Raw genomic sequence first — 17758 nt, 5'->3', positions numbered from 1 at the left:
CATCAGGCGGCGCTCCCTTGCGTGGCGCTGGCCGACGCGAGCTCGGCAACGCGATCGGACTCCCAGCAGGCCGAAAGGTGCCCGTCGCCGTAGTCCTTCAGCGGCGGCACCTCGCGGCTGCAGCGCTCGGTGGCGAAGGCGCAGCGCGGCGCGAACAGGCAGCCCGGCATCTCGGTTTTCAGCGAGGGCACCATGCCGGGGATCTCGGTGAGCCGCTGCCGGTCGTGGCCGGCCAGCGACTCGCCGAGCTTGGGCATCGAGTCGAGCAGGCCGCGGGTGTAGGGATGGCGGGGCACCGCGAACAGCTGCCTCACCGGCGCCTCCTCGACCTTGCGGCCGGCGTACATGACCACGACCCGTTGCGCCATTTCGGCGACGACGCCCAGGTCGTGGGTGATCAGGATGATCGACGCGTGCGTGTCGTCGCGCAGGTCGCGCATCAGGTCGAGGATCTGCGCCTGGATCGTCACGTCGAGCGCGGTGGTCGGCTCGTCGGCGATCAGCAGGCGCGGCTCGCAGGCCAGCGCCATCGCGATCATGACCCGCTGGCGCATGCCGCCCGACAGCTCGTGCGGGTACTGGGTGACGCGCCGCGCCGGCTCTGGAATGTTGACCCGCCTGAGCATCTCGATCGCGCGCTCGGTGGCCTGCTGCCTGGTCATGCCCTTGTGCAGCACCAGCGCCTCGGAGATCTGCCGGCCGATCGTCAGCACCGGGTTCAGCGAGGTCATCGGCTCCTGGAAGATCATCGAGATCTCGTTGCCGCGGATCTCGCGCATCTCGGCGTCGGACAGCTCGAGCAGGTTGCGGCCGTCGAACTCGATCCGGCTGCCGGGCAGGATGCGCGCCGGCGGCGTCGGGATCAGCCGCAGGATCGACAGCGAGGTCACGCTCTTGCCGCAGCCGGACTCGCCGACCACTGCCAGCGTCTCGCCGGGCATCACGTCGAAGGAGACGCCGTCGACCGCGCGAACGATGCCGTCGCGGTTCTCGAAGTGGGTCTTCAGGTCGGCGACCCGGAGAAGGGGCTTGGTCTCGCTCATGCTCACATCCGGCGCGCCAGGCGCGGGTCGAGCGCATCGCGCATGCCGTCGCCGAGAAGGTTCACGGCCAGCACCGTCAGCGACAGGAACAGGCCAGGGAAGAAGATCAGGTAGCCGGCGATCTGGAACAGGCTGCGCGCCTCGGCCATCACGTTGCCCCAGCTCGGGATGTTCGGCGGCGTGCCGGCGCCGATGAAGCTGAGGATCGCCTCGGTGATCATCGCCGACGCGCAGATGTAGGTCGCCTGCACCAGCAGCGGCGCCATCGTGTTGGGCAGGATGTGCTTCCAGAGGATGCGGGGCAGCCGGGTGCCCGACGCGATCGCGGCCTCCACGTAGGGCTGCTCGCGCAGCGTCAGCACCAGGCTGCGCACCAGCCGCACCACGCGCGGGATCTCGGTGATCGTGATCGCGATGATCACGTTCTGAAGGCTCGCCTCGGTCAGCGCGATCAGCGCGATCGCCAGCAGCACCGACGGGATCGACATCAGCCCGTCCATCACCCGCATCACGATCGCGTCGGCCCAGCGCACGAAGCCGGTGAACAGGCCGATCGCCAGCCCGACGATCGAGCTGAGGATCGCGACCGCCAGGCCGACCGACAGCGACACGCGGGCGCCGTAGACGACGCGGCTGTAGACGTCGCGGCCCAGCATGTCGGTGCCGAACCACCATTGCTCGCCGGGCGGGCGAAGCCGCCTGATCGGCGACAGCGCCAGCGGGTCGGTGGTGCCGAGCCAGGGCGCGAGGATGGCGACCAGCGCCATCAGCACGAGGACGACGCCGCCGAAGATCGCGGTTGGATGGCGCCGCAGCGCATCCCGGAACCGGCTCTTGCGGGGCGAATCGGGCTGCGCCGAGGCAGCCGCGGGAACTGCGGTCGCGGAACTCATCGGGACTCGGTCAGTGGCGGATCAGTAGCGGATGCGCGGGTCGAACAGCGTGTACGACAGGTCGACCAGCAGGTTCACGATCACGTAGACCGCGGAGAAGAGCAGGGTGACGCCCTGGATGATCGGGTAGTCGCGGCGCAGGATCGCGTCGACCGTCAGCCGGCCGATGCCCGGGATCGCGAACACGGTCTCGGTGACGACCACGCCGCCGATCAGCAGCGCGACGCCGATGCCGATGATGGTCACGACCGGCACCGCTGCGTTCTTGAGCGCATGGCCGACCAGCACGGTCTGCGGCGCGAGGCCCTTGGCCTGCGCGGTGCGGACGTAGTCCTGCGAGAGCACGTCGAGCATGCTGGCGCGGGTGATCCGCGCGATCAGCGCCATGTAGACGATGCCCAGCGCCACGCTCGGCAGGATCATGTGCCGGATGAACGGCACGAAGCCTTCGGTGATGCTCTTGTAGCCCTGCACCGGCAGCCACTCGAGCTGGATCGAGAACACCGCGATCAGCACGTAGGCGAGAACGAACACCGGCACCGAGAAGCCCATGACCGATACCGCCATCACCAGCCGGTCGATCCAGCCGCCGGCGCGCGCCGCGGCGATCACGCCGAGCGGCACCGCGATCACGATCGACACGATCAGCGTGCACAGCGTGAGCGCGATCGTGGGCTCGACCCGCTGCGCGATCAGCTGCGTGACCGGCAGGTTGGTGAAGATCGAGGTGCCCAGGTCGCCCTGCGCCAGCGCGCCGAGCCAGTGTCCGAAGCGCACCAGGTAGGGCTGGTCCAGGCCCAGCGAGGCGCGGATCCGGGCGATGTCTTCCTCGGTTGCGATGTCGCCGGCGATCACCGCCGCCGGATCGCCGGGGCTCAGGTAGAGGAGCGAGAACACGAACAGCGCGACCACCCCCATGACGGGGATGGTCGCGAGCAGTCGCTTGACGATGTAGTAGATCAAGACTGCCTCAGCGGATCACGTTCACTTCTTCTCGACGTTCCACAGGAACGTGACCGGCGACTTGATGATGCCGGTGATGTTCGTCCGGTAGGCGGTCGGGATGATGAACTGCGCGGTCGGGATGAACGGCACCGTCTCGAACGCGCGCTTCTGGAGCTCCTCGGCCAGCTTCTTCTGCTCGGCGGCCGAGCCTGCGGCGAACCAGGCGTCGCGCAGCTCCTCGAGCTTCGGATCGTTCGGCCAGCCGAACCAGGACTTCTCGCCCGCGCCGCGAAGCGGCGTGTTCAGCGCCGGGTTGACCAGGTCGGGACCGACGAACCAGGTGTGGAAGATGTTCCAGCCGCCCTTGTCGATCGGCTCCTTCGACGAGCGCCGCGTGATCAGCGTGCCCCAGTCGCTTGCGGCCAGCTCGACGTTGATGCCGATCGAGCGCAGCAGCTCCGAGGTGACCAGCGCCTGGGCGTGCACGATCGGCTGGTCGGTGGCGGTCATCAGCACGACCTTCTCGCCCTTGTAGCCCGACTCCTTGACCAGCTGCTTGGCCTTGGCCACGTCGCGCTTGCCGGTCAGCACCTCGGAGCCCGCGGTGTTCGACAGCGGCGTGCCGCAGGTGAACACCGAGGGGCAGGGCTTGCCGCTCTTCGGATCGCCGGCGATCGCCAGCGCGTAGTCCTGCTGGTTGACGACCGACAGCACCGCCTGGCGCAGCTTCACGTTGTTGAACGGGGGCTGCAGCTGGTTGAAGCGCATCAGGCCGATCGAGCCGAGCGGGTCGACGTTCTCGACCTTGACCTCCTTGTTCTTCGACAGCAGCGGGATCAGGTCGGGCGGCAGCTGCTGCCACCAGTCGACCTCGCCGGCGTTCAGCGCCGCGGCCGCGGTGGCCGAGTCGGGGATGTAGATCCACTCGACGCGGTCGACCTTGACCACCTTGCCGCCCGAGCCCCAGGACGGCGGTTCCGAGCGCGGCTTGTAGTCGGTGTTCTTGACGTAGACGACCTTGCTGCCCGGGACCCACTCTTCCTTGACGAACTTGAAGGGGCCCGAGCCGATCGCCTCGGTCACCTGCGTGAACGCGTCGGTCTTGGCCAGGCGCTCCGGCATGATGAACGGCACGTTCGACGAGGGCTTGGCCAGCGCGTCGAGCACGTAGGCGAAGGGCTGCTTGAGCTCGAGCTTGAAGGTCTTGTCGTCGACCGCGGTCCAGCTCTTGGTCATCTCGCCGAGCTTCTGGCCGAAGACGTCGCGCTTGGCCCAGCGTTCGATCGACGCGATGCAGTCGGCCGAGCGGACCGGCTGGCCGTCGTGGAACTTCAGGCCGTCGCGCAGCGTGAAGGTGTAGGTCAGCTTGTCGGCGCTGATCTCCCACTTGTCGACCATCTGGGGCTTGACGTTGAAGTTCTCGTCCACCGCCAGCAACACGTCGTAGATCATGTAGCCGTGGTTGCGGGTGATGTAGGCCGTGGTCCAGATCGGATCGAGGCTGCGCAGATCGGCTTCGGGAACGAACTTAAGGACCTTCTGCTGCGCGAAGGCCGGCGCGGCGACCGCGAAGGTGGCGGCGGCGACCAGCGAGAAGGTCGCGCGAGCCAGCGCGCCCGCGATCGGTCGGGACGAGAACTTCTGATTCATGGATTCCCCCAGGATTTGATGGAACGCGGACGCGACAGGGCCCGAGCTTTCCGGAGACTCTGGTGAAGCAAGGCGCGTGCCCGGTGGTTCCGGGTCCGGTTTTGCCGCCTTCGGCCTCCTTTGTGCACGCATGTCGTGCCTCCTCCGCGCGTGCGGGCCCCACTTTAGTGCGCCGGGGCCGGCAAGTCCAGACGAGGCACGGGAGTGCCGGAAAGCCTGTCCCGGAAACGGTGCGCGGAGCACGCATTCGGTGCCGACCGGAACGGCAGGACCCCGGTCGGGCCCGGCCGGCTTGCGGCGCGCGCCGGGCGAGCCCAGACTGGCGGGCGATCGACCAACCGGACGAGGTGAGAATGGCTGCCTGGGACCTTTTGCTGCGCGGTGCGCACCTGATCGACGGAAGCGGCGCGCCGGCCGCCAGCGCCGACGTGGCGCTGGCCGGCGGGCGGATCGCGGCGGTCGGCCGGCTGGATCCCGGCGACGCGGCGAGCGTGCGCGACCTGGACGGCCTCGCGCTCGCGCCGGGCTTCATCGACGTCCACACGCACGACGATCGCCTGTTGCTGTCCGATCCGTCGATGACGCCCAAGCTCAGCCAGGGCGTGACCACGGTGATCGCCGGCAATTGCGGCATCAGCCTGGCGCCGCTCGGCGATGCCGAGGCGGTGCCGCCGATCAACCTGGTCGCCGAGGTCGAGGACGGCCGGCGCTTCGGCTCCTTCGCCGATTACTTCGCCGCGCTCGACGCGAGCCCGCCCAGCGTGAACTGCGCGGCGCTGGTCGGCCACACCACGCTGCGGGTGCGGACGATGGCCGCGCTCGACCGCCCGGCCACCGGCGCCGAGATCGCCGCGATGCAGGCGCTGGTCGCGGAGGCGATCGAGGCGGGCGCGATCGGCGCGTCCACCGGCACCTACTACGGGCCGGCGTCGGCCGCCACGGCCGACGAGATCCGCCGGGTGCTCGAGCCGCTGCGCGGCAGCGGCGCGCTCATCGCCTCGCACATCCGCGACGAAACCGACGGCGTGCTGCAGGCGATGCGGGAGGCCTTCGGCATCGCCGCCGAACTCGGCGTTCGGCAGGTGATCTCGCACCACAAGCTCGCCGGCAAGGCCAACTTCGGCCGCTCCTCCGAGACGCTCGCGCTGTTCGACGAGACCCGCAAGCGCGCCGACGTTTGCCTCGACTGCTATCCGTACGCGGCCTCGTCGACGATCCTGCGCGCCGATGCGGCCAACATCGCCGCGAGCACGCTGGTCACATGGTCCACGCCGCGGCCCGAGTTCGCGGGCCGCTACCTCGACGCGATCGCCGCCGAGCTGGGCGTGGCGCCCGCCGCGGCAGTCGAGCTTCTGCAGCCAGCCGGCGCGATCTACTTCATGATGGACGAGGCCGATGTCGAGCGCATCCTGGCCTACCCGGAAACCATGGTCGGTTCCGACGGCCTGCCGCACGACCTGTTCCCGCACCCGCGCCTGTGGGGCGCGTTCCCGCGCGTGCTCGGGCACTATGCCCGCGAGCGCAAGCTGTTCCCGCTCGAGACTGCGGTGCACAAGATGACCGGGCTTTCCGCCGGGCGCTTCGGGCTGGCCGGGCGCGGCCTTGTGCGGCCCGGCTACGCCGCCGACCTGGTGGTCTTCGACCCCGACACGGTCGCCGACACGGCTACCTTCGCGAAGCCGGTGAGCCCGGCAGCCGGCATCGTGTCGGTGTTCGTGAACGGCGTCGAGAGCTGGACCGCAGGCGGGCACACCGGCGCGCGGGCGGGCACCGCGATCCGGCGCGGGCGCTGAAGAAGGCGCCGCGCGCCGGGTCCGCCAGCCGGCGGAGCCGCCCGCGGTTCAGCCGAGCTTCATCAGGTCGAGCAGCTCGTCGCTCGACATCACGTGGCAGTAGATCATGTTGACGATCTCGAGCTCCTTGCGGTGGAGCTCGTCGGAAGCGGCCGCGCAGCAGTCTTCCAGCACCAGCACCTCGAAGCTCTCGTCGGCCAGGCTGCGCACGGTGGAAGACACGCACTGGTCGGTGAAGATCCCGCAGCAGACCACGGTGCGGATGCCCAGGTTGTGCAGGATCAGCCGCAGGTTGCTGCCGGTCAGCGCCGAGTCGGTGGTCTTCGTGACGACGATCTCGTCGGGCAGCGGCGCCAGCTCGGGCACGATCTGCGAAGCGTGCTCGTCCTTCGGCAGCAGCAGGTTGTTCCAGCCCGGCTTCTTCTGGCTCAGCGAGCGGTCGCGGCCGTCGCGGGTCTGGCAGGCTATCCGCGCGAACAGACACTCGATGCCCCGCGCGCGGAACAGGTCGAGCAGCCGCCGGGTGCGGGGGATCACCTGCCGGTTCATGCGTTCGTGAAAAGGCGTCCAGGCGTCGTAGACGCGCCGGCCTTCCTCGGAGAGGCTCGCCCTGTCCGGGCGCTCCAGATAGGTGTTCTGCACGTCGATGACCAGCAGCGCGGTCGTTCGCGGGTCGAGCGCGGGGTCTGCCGGCTCGGGTGCGCCCTGGTAGTAGATCGATCGGTAGGCGGTCTTCCAGTTCATCGGTGCTCCGTGGGTCGGTCAGGAGTCCTGGGCGGTGCGCCCGGCGGGGCGCGCGCGGCTGCGATCGGCTCGGCGTGCGTGCCGAGCGTGGTGCCGGGTCGTCCCGGCGGTGATGGTGTTCGTGGGCGGGGAGACGTTATCCTTCGGACATGATCAAGGCAATCGTCACCGGACATTCCCGCGGCCTCGGCGCCGCGATCGCCTCGAAGCTGCTCGGGCGCGGCATCGCCGTGCTCGGGCTCGCCAGAGCCCGCAACGACAACCTGGCCGGGCACCACCCCGAGCTGCTCGAGCAGGTCGAGATCGACCTGGCCGACGCCGCCGCGCTGGCGCAGTGGATCGACGGCGGCGCGCTCGACGCGTGGCTGGCCGACGCCGGCACCGCGCTGCTGGTGAACAACGCGGGCACGGTCCAGCCGATCGGTCCCTTGCCCTCGCAGGGCGCCGCCGCGGTGTCGAAGGCGGTCGCGCTGAACGTGGCGGCGCCGCTGATGCTGTCGGCCGCATTCGTCGCGCGCTGCCGGCCGGGCACGGACTGCCGGGTGCTGAACGTTTCCAGCGGGGCCGGGCGGCACGTGTATCCGGGCTGGTCGGTCTACTGCGCCACGAAGGCGGCGCTCGATCATCATGCCCGCGCGGTCGTGCTGGACAAGACCCCCGGCCTGCGGATCTGCAGCCTTGCGCCCGGCGTGATCGACACCGACATGCAGGCCGAGATCCGCTCTACCGACCTCGAGCGGTTTCCGGTGCGGGAGCGCTTCGAGGCGATGAAGCGCGACGGGGTCCTGGTCAGCGCCGACGAGTGCGCGGGGCGGATCGTCGGGCACCTGCTGGGCGATGCGTTCGGCGAGCAGCCGGTCGCCGACCTGCGCGAACTGGGGGCCTCCGGGAAGGCCTGAGTGCGCTGGCTGGCCAGGCTGGCGCTCTGCGCCGGCGCGCTCGCGATGCTGACCGGCTGCGCCGCCACGATCGGCGAGCCGGCCGCGCGTCGGCAGATGCTCGACGCCTTCCTGGCGCAGCCGCACCGGTTCGTCGTGTTCGCGCCCGCCGGCTTTCGGATGGACGAGCAACTGAAGGTTCTCGGGCTCGAGCGGCGGGGCGACCCGGTGGTCGAGCGCTTCGATCCGGTCCGCCCGCTGATGGGCGTCGCCGAGCGAATCGTCGCCGCCAACCCGCTGCTGGCCAACGGCTCGACCGGGATCGCAGTGGGCCGGGAGGTCGGTGCATTGCGCCTCGATCCGGCCCAGCCGGTGCTGTTCCTGCACGCCACCTGGAAGCTCGTCTACCGGCGCCTTCCGCCGGATCTGTGGCGGTATCGACTGCAGGCCGGGATCGTGGCGAAGATCGTTCCCCTCGGGCAGGTGCTGAGCGGGGAGGGGGCGCTGAACCTGCCGACCGCGGCCTGGCACGAGGGGTGCGCGGTCGATGCATTCGACGGCGCGTTCCTGCACATTGCCGAATGGACCCGCGACGAGGGCGGCAGGCTCGACGAGGCGATCGCCGAAGTCCAGGCCGAATGCGGAGCCGGGCTGGGGGCGAGTCTGGCGCGAGCACTGAGCCGGCGCGCAGCGTATCAATCGTCACATTCGGGGTGAACCTGGTGCGCCTTCCGGGGCCTCCGGATACCCGGAAATTGATCGAGCGCAGGGAAAGTCGTAGGGGCGGCCCTTAAATTCGGGGTGACCGAGCATTGCCATGCAAGGCGATGCCAGAGCTCACCGCTGGAGACGCCAATGAAGTTCCTCCCGACCGCGTTCGCTGCCGCATCGAAGCTGCGGCCTCTTGCCTTGCTGGCCGCTTCGCTGACCGTTCTCGGACTGGCCGGCTGCGGTTCCGGCTCCGACGGCGTCGCGCCGACCGTGATCATCGAGGCCAAGCTCGACACGCAGGTTGCCCAGATCGGTGGCGCGACCGCTGCCACGAGCTACTACAAGGACGCCGCCGGCACCGAGTGGGCCCTGTTCAGCATGGCCAACCGCTTCGCTGCGACGCCGATCGGAACGACCAAGGCCGCCGCCGCGGAGATCACCGTGCCGGGCTACATCCTGCACATCACGCCGGTCACGCACGAGGGAACGCCTTATGCGCTGCTGTCGATGGGCGAGAAGGGCATCGGCGTAGTGGACCTGTCGAACCCTGCCGCGATGAGCCTCGTGCACGTGATCAACGTGAACTACGAGAAGACCGGGGTCGATTACGTGGACGGTGGCGGGAACCCGGTGGCCGGCGCGACGATCGCCGGCACTGCGGGATCGATCACCGATCTCGCGGTCTACGAGGAAGCGGGTGTGAACCAGTTGCTGATCGCCAACGGCGCGTTCGGCATCCACAAGACCCGCCTGTCCAACCTGCTGCCCGCGCCGGTCACCGAGGCCGACGGCACGCTGCTCGTCGACTCGGAACTGTGGACGCTGCAGTACGCTGGGGAGATCGCGTGGGGTGGCCCCGAGAGCCTGAAGCTTCACCAGGACGGGGCCGGCAAGCTCAGGCTCTACGCGGCCCTGGGCTTTCTCGGCATCGCGATCTACGATCCGGCCGACCTGACCGTCTACGACCCCGCCAACGCGGGCTACGTGAGGCCCGCGCGGTACAACCTGTACACCGACGAAACGGTCAGCGAGGACTGGTTCGGCGCGCGCAGCCTCAGCGCCTCGGTGGCGGCGCCGACCTACCTCGACCCGGACACCGGCATGCCGACCTGGCAGCAGGCCGAGTGGGAGATCAACACGCTGTGGCGCGAGAGCGGCATCGACACCTCGATCTGCAAGAACCCGGACTGGTGCGCGCCGTGGGCCAGCTTCGACCGCTACGGCAAGTACTACTACAAGGCGCGGGCGCTGGACATCGTCAATCTGCCGGCGGCCGGCGGCCAACCGGCGCGCACGATGGCCTACATTGCGTACTCGCTCGGCGGGCTGGTCGCCGTCGACGTCAGCGACCCCGAGAACGCCGCCCCGAGCTACGCCGGCTACGTGGCGGCGGTTCCCGCGCACGGCGCCGAAAGGCCGACGGGCACGCAGGCCCGCAGCCTGTTCCCGCACTTCGGGTCCGGCATGCTGAAGGAAGCGGGCGTGGTCGACGTGCGGGTCGTCGCCGACGCGGGCGGCCACAAGGCCTATTACTCCGATCACTTCGCCGGGCTGGTGGTCGTCGAAGGTGCCGAAGATCCCGGTGCGCGCTGGCGGAACGCCGGCGCCCCGTTCGACAACGACATCTTCCCGGAGCCCTACTGGCCCGACTACGAGTTCGTCACGTCCTACGACATGACGCCGGTCACGCTGTCCGGCTCCGACGAGTCGATGCCGAAGTTCGTCACGCTGGACGGCAGCAGCTTCATTGGGCCGGTGCAGCTGGTCTCCGGCGAGATCAGCGGCCACGGTGGGGCGCTGTTCCTGATGCCGGGCATGGACGCCGGTGCCGCCGGACAGGTCGACGTGGTGCAGGCGACCGGAGGCGGCGGCCTGAACTTCATCGACATCAAGGGCTTCTCGGGCACGGCGCTGACCGACTACTTCGAGGTGCCGGTGCGGCACGTGAGCACCGCGGAGGTCGGCGCTGCCGCCGACGGTTCGGCGACCCAGCCGATCGCGATCGGCCACGCCGAGGGCGTGACCGTGTCGGGCGAGCACGCTTACCTGGCGGACGGGCCGCACGGCATAAGCGTCTGGCGGATCGCCTCCGGCGGCGTGCCGACCGACGATCTGCGCCTGGTCGCCAACACGCTGCAGGCCGAGTACCCGGTCAACGGCGTGTTGCCCACGCCGCACGCGTTCAAGGTCTATTTCGGCGAGGAACCGGGCAAGGCCTACGTGATGTCGCAGAGCCTGGGCATGCGCCGGGTCGACGTGTCCGGCGTGCCCTTCGCGGCGCCGGGCGCGCCGACGCTGCTCACGCTGACCGCCAGCGACATCTTCGAGCACAGCACCGATCTGTACACGGTCGACAAGAAGATCACCGCGGTGAACAGCCAGGACCATGCGTACGGCGTGGCCTTCCACGGCAAGTACGCGCTGGTGGCCGATGGCGGCAACGGTCTCACCGTGTACGACGTGACGGCGGATCCCGCCGCCGGGACCTCGGCGCACCTGGTGGCCAACATCGGCGGCACCGAACCCGGGCGACCGCCGCTGGGCCGGAGCTCGTCGGTGAAGCTCTGGACCGACCCGCAGACGGCGCGCATGTATGCCTTCGTGGCGGCCGGCGCCTACGGCGTGTCGGTGGTCGAGGTGACCGACCTGCTGGTCAACGGCGTCGTGCCCGGACTGAAGCTGATCAAGACCTTCGAGCCGAAGAAGTACGACGAGGACAAGGTCGGCTCGGCCGACGGCAAGAGCGTCGACGTGCACGTGGTCGGCGACCACGTGTTCTTCAGCTACGACAGTTTCGGTCTCGTGGCCTACAGCATCGCCGACCTGATCCAGCCGGTGGTCGAGTTCCAGCCGGTCGGGCAGCCGGAGGGCGCCTGCGCCGACGTGACCGACGTGACCGCGCTGTCGGCCAAGCAGGGCCGCGCGGTCGACTGCCGGCCGGAGTCGGTGGGCCGGTTCAGGCTGCAGAGCGTCGCCGGGTACGAGACCGCGGACGGCGGGGCGCTGTTCATGACCCCGCAGTATTTCCCGGCCAACGTGCTGCTGAGCGACGGTAGCAACACCTACACGCTCGATGCGCCCCGCCTGCTGTTCTACGTCGCCTACGGCGCCGCCGGCGTGGTCAAGCTCGACTGGAGCGATCCGGCGAACCCGCAGATGATGGCGATCCAGGACACGGTCGGCAGCGCTTCGGCCACGGCCGTCGCCAATGGCAGGGTCTACGTGGCCGACGGCGCCGGGGGGCTCGCCGTGTTCAAGTAACCGCTCCGGGCGCGCAGGGGGCGGCGGCGCAGGTCGCCCTTGCCTCCGCAGGCCCGTCAGGGAGACGACGATGACCGAATCGCTCGACGCGATCGTGGTCGGCGCCGGCTCTGCCGGCCTGGCGGCGGTCAGGGAAATCGGCAAGCGCACCGAGCGCTTCCTGCTGGTCAACGACGGCCCGTACGGCACCACCTGCGCGCGGGTGGGCTGCATGCCGTCCAAGGTGCTGATCGAGGCGGCCAACGCCTTTCACAAGCGCGTGGTCTTCGACGAGATGGGCATCCGCGGCGCGGCCGGCCTGTCGGCCGACCTGCCGGCGGTGCTCGCGCGGGTTCGCGCGCTGCGCGACGACTTCGTGGCCGGCACGCTGAAGCTCACCGACAGGCTCGGCGAGCGCAGCATCGCCGGCCGGGCCAGGCTGCTCGCGCCCGACCGGATCGAGGTGGCCGGCCGCGAATACCGCGCGCGCAGCATCGTGCTGGCCACCGGCAGCAGTCCCGTCGTGCCGAAGCCCTGGCGCGAGCTGGGCGATCGGATCCTGACCACCGACACCCTGTTCGAGCAGCAGTCGCTGCCGCCCCGTATCGCGGTCGTCGGGCTCGGCGCGATCGGTGTCGAGATCGCGCAGGCGCTGTCGCGGCTGGGCATCCAGGTATCCGCCTTCGACGCGGCCGATCGCCTTGCCGGGCTCTCCGATCCGGAAGTCGAGGAGGCGCTGCGCGAGGCGCTCGGCCGCGAGTTCCCGGTTCGCACCGGCGTCGCGGTCGAACTCGCCGCGGCGGGCGACGGCGTCGAGGTGCGGGCGGGCGACGCGCGGATCGTGGTCGACAAGGTGCTGGCCGCCGTCGGCAGGCGGCCGAATCTCGGAGGCCTCGGGCTCGAGGCCCTCGGCGTGAAGCTCGACGACCGCGGCATGCCGCCGGTCGACCCGGGCACGATGCGGATCGGCGACCTGCCGGTCTTTCTCGCCGGCGACGCCAACGGCGACCGGGCGCTGCTGCACGAGGCGGCCGACGAAGGCCACATCGCCGGGCTGAACGCGGTCTCCCCCGAGCCGCTGTGCTTCGAGCGCCGCACGCCGATGGGCGTCGTCTTCTGCGATCCGAACCTGGCCACTGTGGGCGCGCGCTTCGACCAGCTCGACGAGGCGAGCGCGATCGTCGGCGAGGCCGACTTTCGTCGCCAGAGCCGCGCGCGGATGACCGGTCGCGACCGCGGCATCGCGCGCGTGTACGCCGACCGCGCGAGCGGCCGGCTGCTCGGCGCGGCGATGTGCGTGCCCGGCGGCGAGCACATGGCGCACCTGCTGGCGCTCGCGGTCGGGCAGGGCCTGACGGTGGCCGACATGCTGCGGATGCCGGTCTACCACCCGGTGCTCGAGGAGGGCCTGCGCGGCGCGTTCCGCGCGCTGGCGAAGCAGCTGCCGGACGGCGGCGTGTCGGATCTCTCGGCGTGCGGTGGCTTCCAGGCCGAGGCGCTGGACTGACATTTGTCATCAAGCCCGTCTGTCATCACGCACCGTTTGCGGGAATCCCCCGATAGGATCTGCGCATGTCGAACATCGGCGGCCGAGAGAGGCCGCTCGTCAGGAGGGGACGGCACATGAGCGCAAGTTTCTTTCGTCGCCGCGGAGCGGGGCTGATCCTGGGCGCCGCACTGGCCGGGACGATACTGTCCGGCTGCAATTCCTCGAGCGACAGTGTCGCCGACGGGCAGGTGCCGCTCCCCGATCCGGCCCCCGTCCCGGCCCCGTCGGTCGTCGTCGACTACCTGAAGGATGCGCCCGACGCGCTTGCCTGGGGCCCTGCGGTGAACGTCACCGCGTTTGCGCCGGCCCAGCGAAGCTGGCAGTACGTCGTGCGCGACTGGGTCCCGCCTCGCGACTCCCACCCGCAGTCGGCCAGCGATGCGGTCAAGGCGGGGGCGGCGTGCGCCTCGTGTCACGACGGTTCGACCGCGCCCGCGCCGGCTGCGCTGGGCGACAGCCTGGTCGTCAAGGATGCCGATCCGGTGGCGGGCAAGGTCGGGTCGCGAGACGTCACGGTGCAGGCCGCGTACACGGCGAGCAAGTTCTACCTGAAAGTCTCGTGGCGGACACAGTACCCGCGTCCGGGCGCGAGCCACGACCTGCTCACCTACGTCGTCGACGACGCGGGGCAGGGGGCGTGGCTGACCACCGGGATCGAGAAGCAGGAGCCGCTGGCGAACGACTACGACGTCTACAGCGCCGAGGACCGGGTCAGCATGCTGTTCCTGCCCAGCAGCGTCACGACCGCCGATGCCGCGATCGGCGCTCCGGACTTTCACGCCGTCGGCTGCTGGGCAAGCTGCCACAATGACCAGTCCGGGATGGCGGCGGCCGCTTTCGTGCCGACTCCGGCGAGCAAGTACCTGCTCAATACGCGCGTCGACGGTCGGGTAGGCGGCCCGACCATCCCCGCGCTGGACCTCGACGCGCTGAAGCTCGCCCTCAAATTCCCGGACATGTGGCACTTCCGCGGCGGGCGCGCTGCTGCCGTGCAGTCGGCCACCGATGCCTACGTGCTCGACGCCCGGCGCGGCGACACCGGCACCGACGTGTTCAGCACCAACAACCTGGATGCGAACGGCAACCCGCTCTGGATGTACGACAAGGCGGTGACCGGTTTCAGCATGGTGACGCGCGAGCAGTTCGCCGAGGATCTCGGGAACACGCTGCCGGCGCTGGTCGTGGACGGTCCGGGCAAGAACGCGGTGCCCTTCGACGCCGCGCAGACCGTGCCGGGCGGGGCCATCCTGCCGCGCCGCGTGCTCAAGCCGGTTGAGTCACTGGTGGACAACGGCGGCAGTCGCACCAACGTCAAGACCTACAGCAAGTGGGAAGCCGGCACCTGGACCGTGGTCTTCGAACGCGATCGGGAAACGACGAATGCCGACGACCACTCGCTGAACCCCGACCAGCAGAACTACAGCTTCGCCTTCGCGATCCACGACGACAACGTGGCCGGCCGCTGGCACTTCGTGAGTTTTCCGGTCACGCTCGGGGCGGAGGGTTCGAGCGCTACGATCAAGGCGAAGTTCAACGACTGACCGGCTCGGGGCGCCGGACCGCTGCCCGGTCGGTCCCGAGCCGCCTCTTCAGGCGCCCGGATTCTTCCGTCGCGTCGAGAATTGCGGATGCAGGGTGGCGACCACCTCGCCGTCGGCGGCCCAGGCGTGACAGCCGTCGATGAAGTGGGGGCGCTCGCCGGTCGACTCGTGCTTCGGCTTGCAGACGCCTTCGGGCCCGTCCTCCGGCCAGCCCAGCACGGTCTGGAAGGCCACTGTGGCCATCGGGAACAGCAGCTCGCGCACGTGGGTGCAGCCGCGGGTGGCGCCCACGGCTTCGTTGACCGACTTGCGCCAGCCGCGCGCGATGCAGGCGCCGACCAGCCCGTCGAAGTTCGGCCTGGCGCCGACGCAGGTCGGGTAGGGCGTGGAAGGCATGTCGACCTCGATCGCGCGCACCACCAGGTCGTCGTCGATCGTGAGCCGGATCGCCATGTGGTGCACCTCGCTGCCGGGCTCGCGAACCCCGCGGTAGGGCTCGGTGTACGTATAGGTCTTCGTGTCGAGGATGCGGCCCTCGATGTCCCACAGGCCGTCCTCGCGCAGGAAGCCTTCGCAGTGGACCTTGCGGGTGTGCAGGTGGCGCCGGGGCGCGGGGTCGGAGAAGGGCATGGCGTCTGCGAACAGTGGCGGTCGTTTTCGGTGCGGGGCAGTTTACGTCAGGCGCCCGCGGGGGCTTTCCTCGGGCCCTGCAGCCAGGGAAACAGCCCGAAGGCGATCTGGCCGGCTAGGCCGAGCAGGTGCGGCGCCTCGCGGTAGAGGGCCAGGTGCTGCGCCGCGCTGCGCCCGCCCAGCAGCATCGAGGTCGCCAGCTCGGCGATCATCAACAGCCCGAAGGCGAGCCCGCCCATCGCGAGACGGTGCCCGCCGCCGGCCGGAACGCGCAGGCGCAGGGCCAGCACGCGGCAGGCGAACCACGCGAAGCCGACGATGATAGGCAGCTCGATCGCGACCGCCAGCGTCGCGCCGGCCAGTGGCTGCACGAGTAGCGTTCGAACGATCCCCAGCGCGAAGCCCGCCGCGAAGACCGCGGCAAAGTACGCGAGCCCTGCGACCAGCGCCCTCGTCATCGCGCGCGGCCTCGTCGGTGCGGCACCCGGCGCCCCGATCGTCGCAGCCGGCTCAGGCCAGCACCGCGTCGACCGGCCGGCGCAAGGATCGTGGCATCTCGGGCCCGCGGCCGAAGCGGATCACCAGGTCGGGACGCCCGCCGGCCACGCCGAGGTGGGCCGAGAACTGCGCGCGCACCTGCGCGACCTCGACCGGCTGGTTCAGGTGCGCGGTGCGCACGCCCAGCGCGGTGGCCTGCAGCGCGAAGCGCTCGAACGCACGGCCTGCCTCCACCCAGTGTCCAGGGTCGCTCGACTCGGTGGAAAACACCGCGACGCCGGCCGAGCTGCGCAGCTGGCGCGCGTACTTGTCGTTCTCGGTCTTCTCCCGGAAGAAGATGCGGAACAGCCGCCTGCCCAGCCAGCGCGGCGCGGCCGGGTTGCCCGACGAGCGGGAGAACAGTCCGTCGCTCCGCGCGATCGCCTCGGCGTCGCCGAAGCGGATCCAGCGCTCGAGCTCGCGAACGAAGTCGGGGTCGCGCATCTGCGCGGTATTGCCGGCGACCACGTACTCGAGCACCTTCTCGATCTCGGGCCGCGCGGTGATGAGTCGCAGCCGCACGCCCGGTGCGTCGCCGGCGGCCTCCAGCAGGCGCAGGTCGGAGGCGGACAGCGGCTTGCCGTCGTACTCGCAGCGGGTCGACTGCCTCAGCGGGATCGCGTCGAACAGGGCCGAGCGCTCGGGCGCTGCCGGCGTCAACGCGATCTCGATCGCCGGATCGCGGCCGGTTGCGAAGCGCGGCTCGGCGCGCAGGCCGAAGGCGGCCGCGGCCTGCAGCAGGTTCTCGGTGGCGCAGCCCAGGCTCACGAACAGATGGTGGTCGTCGGGATCGACGACCGGGCAGCGCCTGTCGAAGTCGGGCAGGATCGTGATCGAATCGCCGGCGAGCCGGAACTTCCAGCACTGGGTGTTGTGGCTCGACGGGGCCAGCGTCGCGTAGCGAACCAGCTCCCGGAACAGCGCCTCGCGGCTCGCGCCCGCGGGGGACGCGGCGTGCCGCCAGGTGTCGCGGACGGCTTCGTCGTAGCGGCTCATCGGGCTCCCTCCCGGGCGTGATCTTCTATCGATACGCGTACCAGATTCCGGCCAGGGCGACCAGGCCGACGGTCGCCCAGCCGAGGCGGTCCACGTAGCGGTTCAGCATCGCCTCCATCCGCTCGCCGCCCCAGGCCATCAGGCCGGCCACCAGGAAGAAGCGCAGGCCGCGCCCGACGATCGACGCGATCGTGAACGGCAGCAGGGCCATCGACAGCGCGCCCGCGGCGATCGTGAACACCTTGTACGGGATCGGCGAGAAGCCGGCGATGAAGACCGCCCACACGCCCCACTCTCCGAACCACGCGACCGCGGTCTCGTAGGCGCCCCAGTAGCGGCTCTCCTTCAGCCAGGGCAGGATCGCGTCGATCGCGAACAGTCCGATCGCGTAGCCGAGCAGGCCGCCGGCCACCGAGGCCAGCGTGGTCAGCAGCGCGAAGGCCATCGCGCGGCGCGGGTTCGCGAGGCTCATCGGCGCCAGCATCACGTCGGGCGGCACCGGAAAGAACGACGACTCGGCGAAGCTCAGGCCGCCGAGGTACCAGGGCGCGTGCGGATGGCGCGACCAGGTCATCGCGCGGCGGTAGAGGGGAGAGAACAGTTTCATT

General features: G+C 70.1%; 15 protein-coding genes. 6 read left to right on the top strand and 9 right to left on the bottom strand.

Annotation, left to right across the window (positions count from 1 at the left end):
- Positions 1-2: 2 nt before the first annotated feature.
- Genes M6I34_RS06280 through M6I34_RS06265 form a run of 4 tightly spaced genes read right to left on the bottom strand, consistent with a single transcriptional unit; the run spans position 3 to position 4531 of the window.
- Entirely contained in the window at positions 3-1043 is a 1041-nt protein-coding gene (locus tag M6I34_RS06280; RefSeq protein ID WP_272484842.1) for an ABC transporter ATP-binding protein, read from the bottom strand.
- Between the two features lie 2 nt (positions 1044-1045).
- Positions 1046-1936: an ABC transporter permease gene (locus M6I34_RS06275; protein ID WP_272484841.1), complete on the bottom strand. Its 891-nt coding sequence runs from the start codon at positions 1934-1936 to the stop codon at positions 1046-1048.
- Between the two features lie 21 nt (positions 1937-1957).
- Positions 1958-2896: an ABC transporter permease gene (locus M6I34_RS06270; protein ID WP_272486618.1), complete on the bottom strand. Its 939-nt coding sequence runs from the start codon at positions 2894-2896 to the stop codon at positions 1958-1960.
- Between the two features lie 24 nt (positions 2897-2920).
- Complete coding sequence (locus M6I34_RS06265) at positions 2921-4531, bottom strand: ABC transporter substrate-binding protein (RefSeq protein ID WP_272484840.1); 1611 nt, start codon at positions 4529-4531, stop codon at positions 2921-2923.
- Between the two features lie 353 nt (positions 4532-4884).
- Here M6I34_RS06265 and M6I34_RS06260 point away from each other — a divergent pair, with 353 nt between their 5' ends.
- Positions 4885-6324: an N-acyl-D-amino-acid deacylase family protein gene (locus tag M6I34_RS06260; RefSeq protein ID WP_272484839.1), complete on the top strand. Its 1440-nt coding sequence runs from the start codon at positions 4885-4887 to the stop codon at positions 6322-6324.
- A gap of 48 nt (positions 6325-6372) precedes the next feature.
- Here M6I34_RS06260 and M6I34_RS06255 read toward each other — a convergent pair whose 3' ends face one another.
- A complete protein-coding gene (locus M6I34_RS06255) occupies positions 6373-7068 on the bottom strand; it encodes a cysteine hydrolase family protein (RefSeq protein WP_272484838.1) in 696 nt (231 codons plus the stop codon).
- Between the two features lie 149 nt (positions 7069-7217).
- On the opposite strand from M6I34_RS06255, the gene M6I34_RS06250 reads away from it, so the two are divergent.
- The 5 genes from M6I34_RS06250 to M6I34_RS06230 all read left to right on the top strand — a co-directional run bounded on the left by M6I34_RS06250 (position 7218) and on the right by M6I34_RS06230 (position 14987).
- On the top strand, positions 7218-7967 hold the full coding sequence (locus M6I34_RS06250) for an SDR family oxidoreductase (RefSeq protein ID WP_272484837.1): 750 nt from the start codon (positions 7218-7220) through the stop codon (positions 7965-7967).
- Complete coding sequence (locus tag M6I34_RS06245) at positions 7968-8663, top strand: hypothetical protein (RefSeq protein ID WP_272484836.1); 696 nt, start codon at positions 7968-7970, stop codon at positions 8661-8663.
- Between the two features lie 138 nt (positions 8664-8801).
- Positions 8802-11918, top strand: coding sequence for an LVIVD repeat-containing protein (locus tag M6I34_RS06240; RefSeq protein ID WP_272484835.1), 3117 nt, complete (start codon positions 8802-8804; stop codon positions 11916-11918).
- Positions 11919-11988: 70 nt separating this feature from the next.
- Positions 11989-13404 carry a dihydrolipoyl dehydrogenase gene (locus tag M6I34_RS06235; RefSeq protein WP_272484834.1) on the top strand — a complete coding sequence of 472 codons (1416 nt, stop codon included), beginning with the start codon at positions 11989-11991 and terminating at the stop codon, positions 13402-13404.
- Between the two features lie 116 nt (positions 13405-13520).
- On the top strand, positions 13521-14987 hold the full coding sequence (locus M6I34_RS06230; protein WP_272484833.1) for an ethylbenzene dehydrogenase-related protein: 1467 nt from the start codon (positions 13521-13523) through the stop codon (positions 14985-14987).
- 48 nt (positions 14988-15035) lie between these two features.
- Here the strand turns inward: M6I34_RS06230 and M6I34_RS06225 are convergent, their stop codons facing one another.
- The 4 genes from M6I34_RS06225 to M6I34_RS06210 are packed head-to-tail and all read right to left on the bottom strand — an operon-like array spanning position 15036 to position 17757.
- The gene (locus M6I34_RS06225) at positions 15036-15617 is read right to left on the bottom strand and encodes a DUF2889 domain-containing protein (protein WP_272484832.1); all 582 of its coding nucleotides are present in this window, start codon (positions 15615-15617) and stop codon (positions 15036-15038) included.
- 47 nt (positions 15618-15664) lie between these two features.
- The gene (locus tag M6I34_RS06220; RefSeq protein WP_272484831.1) at positions 15665-16075 is read right to left on the bottom strand and encodes a hypothetical protein; all 411 of its coding nucleotides are present in this window, start codon (positions 16073-16075) and stop codon (positions 15665-15667) included.
- A gap of 52 nt (positions 16076-16127) precedes the next feature.
- The gene (locus M6I34_RS06215; RefSeq protein WP_272484830.1) at positions 16128-17150 is read right to left on the bottom strand and encodes an Acg family FMN-binding oxidoreductase; all 1023 of its coding nucleotides are present in this window, start codon (positions 17148-17150) and stop codon (positions 16128-16130) included.
- Between the two features lie 25 nt (positions 17151-17175).
- Positions 17176-17757, bottom strand: a complete 582-nt coding sequence (locus M6I34_RS06210) for a YqaA family protein (RefSeq protein ID WP_272484829.1) — start codon at positions 17755-17757, stop codon at positions 17176-17178.
- Position 17758 lies beyond the last annotated feature (1 nt).

The sequence above is a fragment of the Zeimonas sediminis genome (genome assembly GCF_023721795.1).
GTDB classification, from domain to species: Bacteria; Pseudomonadota; Gammaproteobacteria; order Burkholderiales; family Burkholderiaceae_E; genus Zeimonas; species Zeimonas sediminis.
The sequence above is the reverse complement of the archived record's forward strand: the minus strand, read 5'-3'. Positions and strand labels throughout refer to the sequence as shown.

Excerpts from the sequence above, each read along its gene's own strand:
- M6I34_RS06280 (WP_272484842.1), bottom strand. The coding sequence starts at position 1,043 with ATGAGCGAGACCAAGCCCCTTCTCCGGGTCGCCGACCTGAAGACCCAC.
- M6I34_RS06275 (WP_272484841.1), bottom strand. The coding sequence starts at position 1,936 with ATGAGTTCCGCGACCGCAGTTCCCGCGGCTGCCTCGGCGCAGCCCGAT.
- M6I34_RS06265 (WP_272484840.1), bottom strand. The coding sequence starts at position 4,531 with ATGAATCAGAAGTTCTCGTCCCGACCGATCGCGGGCGCGCTGGCTCGC.
- M6I34_RS06260 (WP_272484839.1), top strand. The coding sequence starts at position 4,885 with ATGGCTGCCTGGGACCTTTTGCTGCGCGGTGCGCACCTGATCGACGGA.
- M6I34_RS06255 (WP_272484838.1), bottom strand. The coding sequence starts at position 7,068 with ATGAACTGGAAGACCGCCTACCGATCGATCTACTACCAGGGCGCACCC.
- M6I34_RS06250 (WP_272484837.1), top strand. The coding sequence starts at position 7,218 with ATGATCAAGGCAATCGTCACCGGACATTCCCGCGGCCTCGGCGCCGCG.
- M6I34_RS06240 (WP_272484835.1), top strand. The coding sequence starts at position 8,802 with ATGAAGTTCCTCCCGACCGCGTTCGCTGCCGCATCGAAGCTGCGGCCT.
- M6I34_RS06235 (WP_272484834.1), top strand. The coding sequence starts at position 11,989 with ATGACCGAATCGCTCGACGCGATCGTGGTCGGCGCCGGCTCTGCCGGC.
- M6I34_RS06230 (WP_272484833.1), top strand. The coding sequence starts at position 13,521 with ATGAGCGCAAGTTTCTTTCGTCGCCGCGGAGCGGGGCTGATCCTGGGC.
- M6I34_RS06225 (WP_272484832.1), bottom strand. The coding sequence starts at position 15,617 with ATGCCCTTCTCCGACCCCGCGCCCCGGCGCCACCTGCACACCCGCAAG.
- M6I34_RS06220 (WP_272484831.1), bottom strand. The coding sequence starts at position 16,075 with ATGACGAGGGCGCTGGTCGCAGGGCTCGCGTACTTTGCCGCGGTCTTC.
- M6I34_RS06215 (WP_272484830.1), bottom strand. The coding sequence starts at position 17,150 with ATGAGCCGCTACGACGAAGCCGTCCGCGACACCTGGCGGCACGCCGCG.
- M6I34_RS06210 (WP_272484829.1), bottom strand. The coding sequence starts at position 17,757 with ATGAAACTGTTCTCTCCCCTCTACCGCCGCGCGATGACCTGGTCGCGC.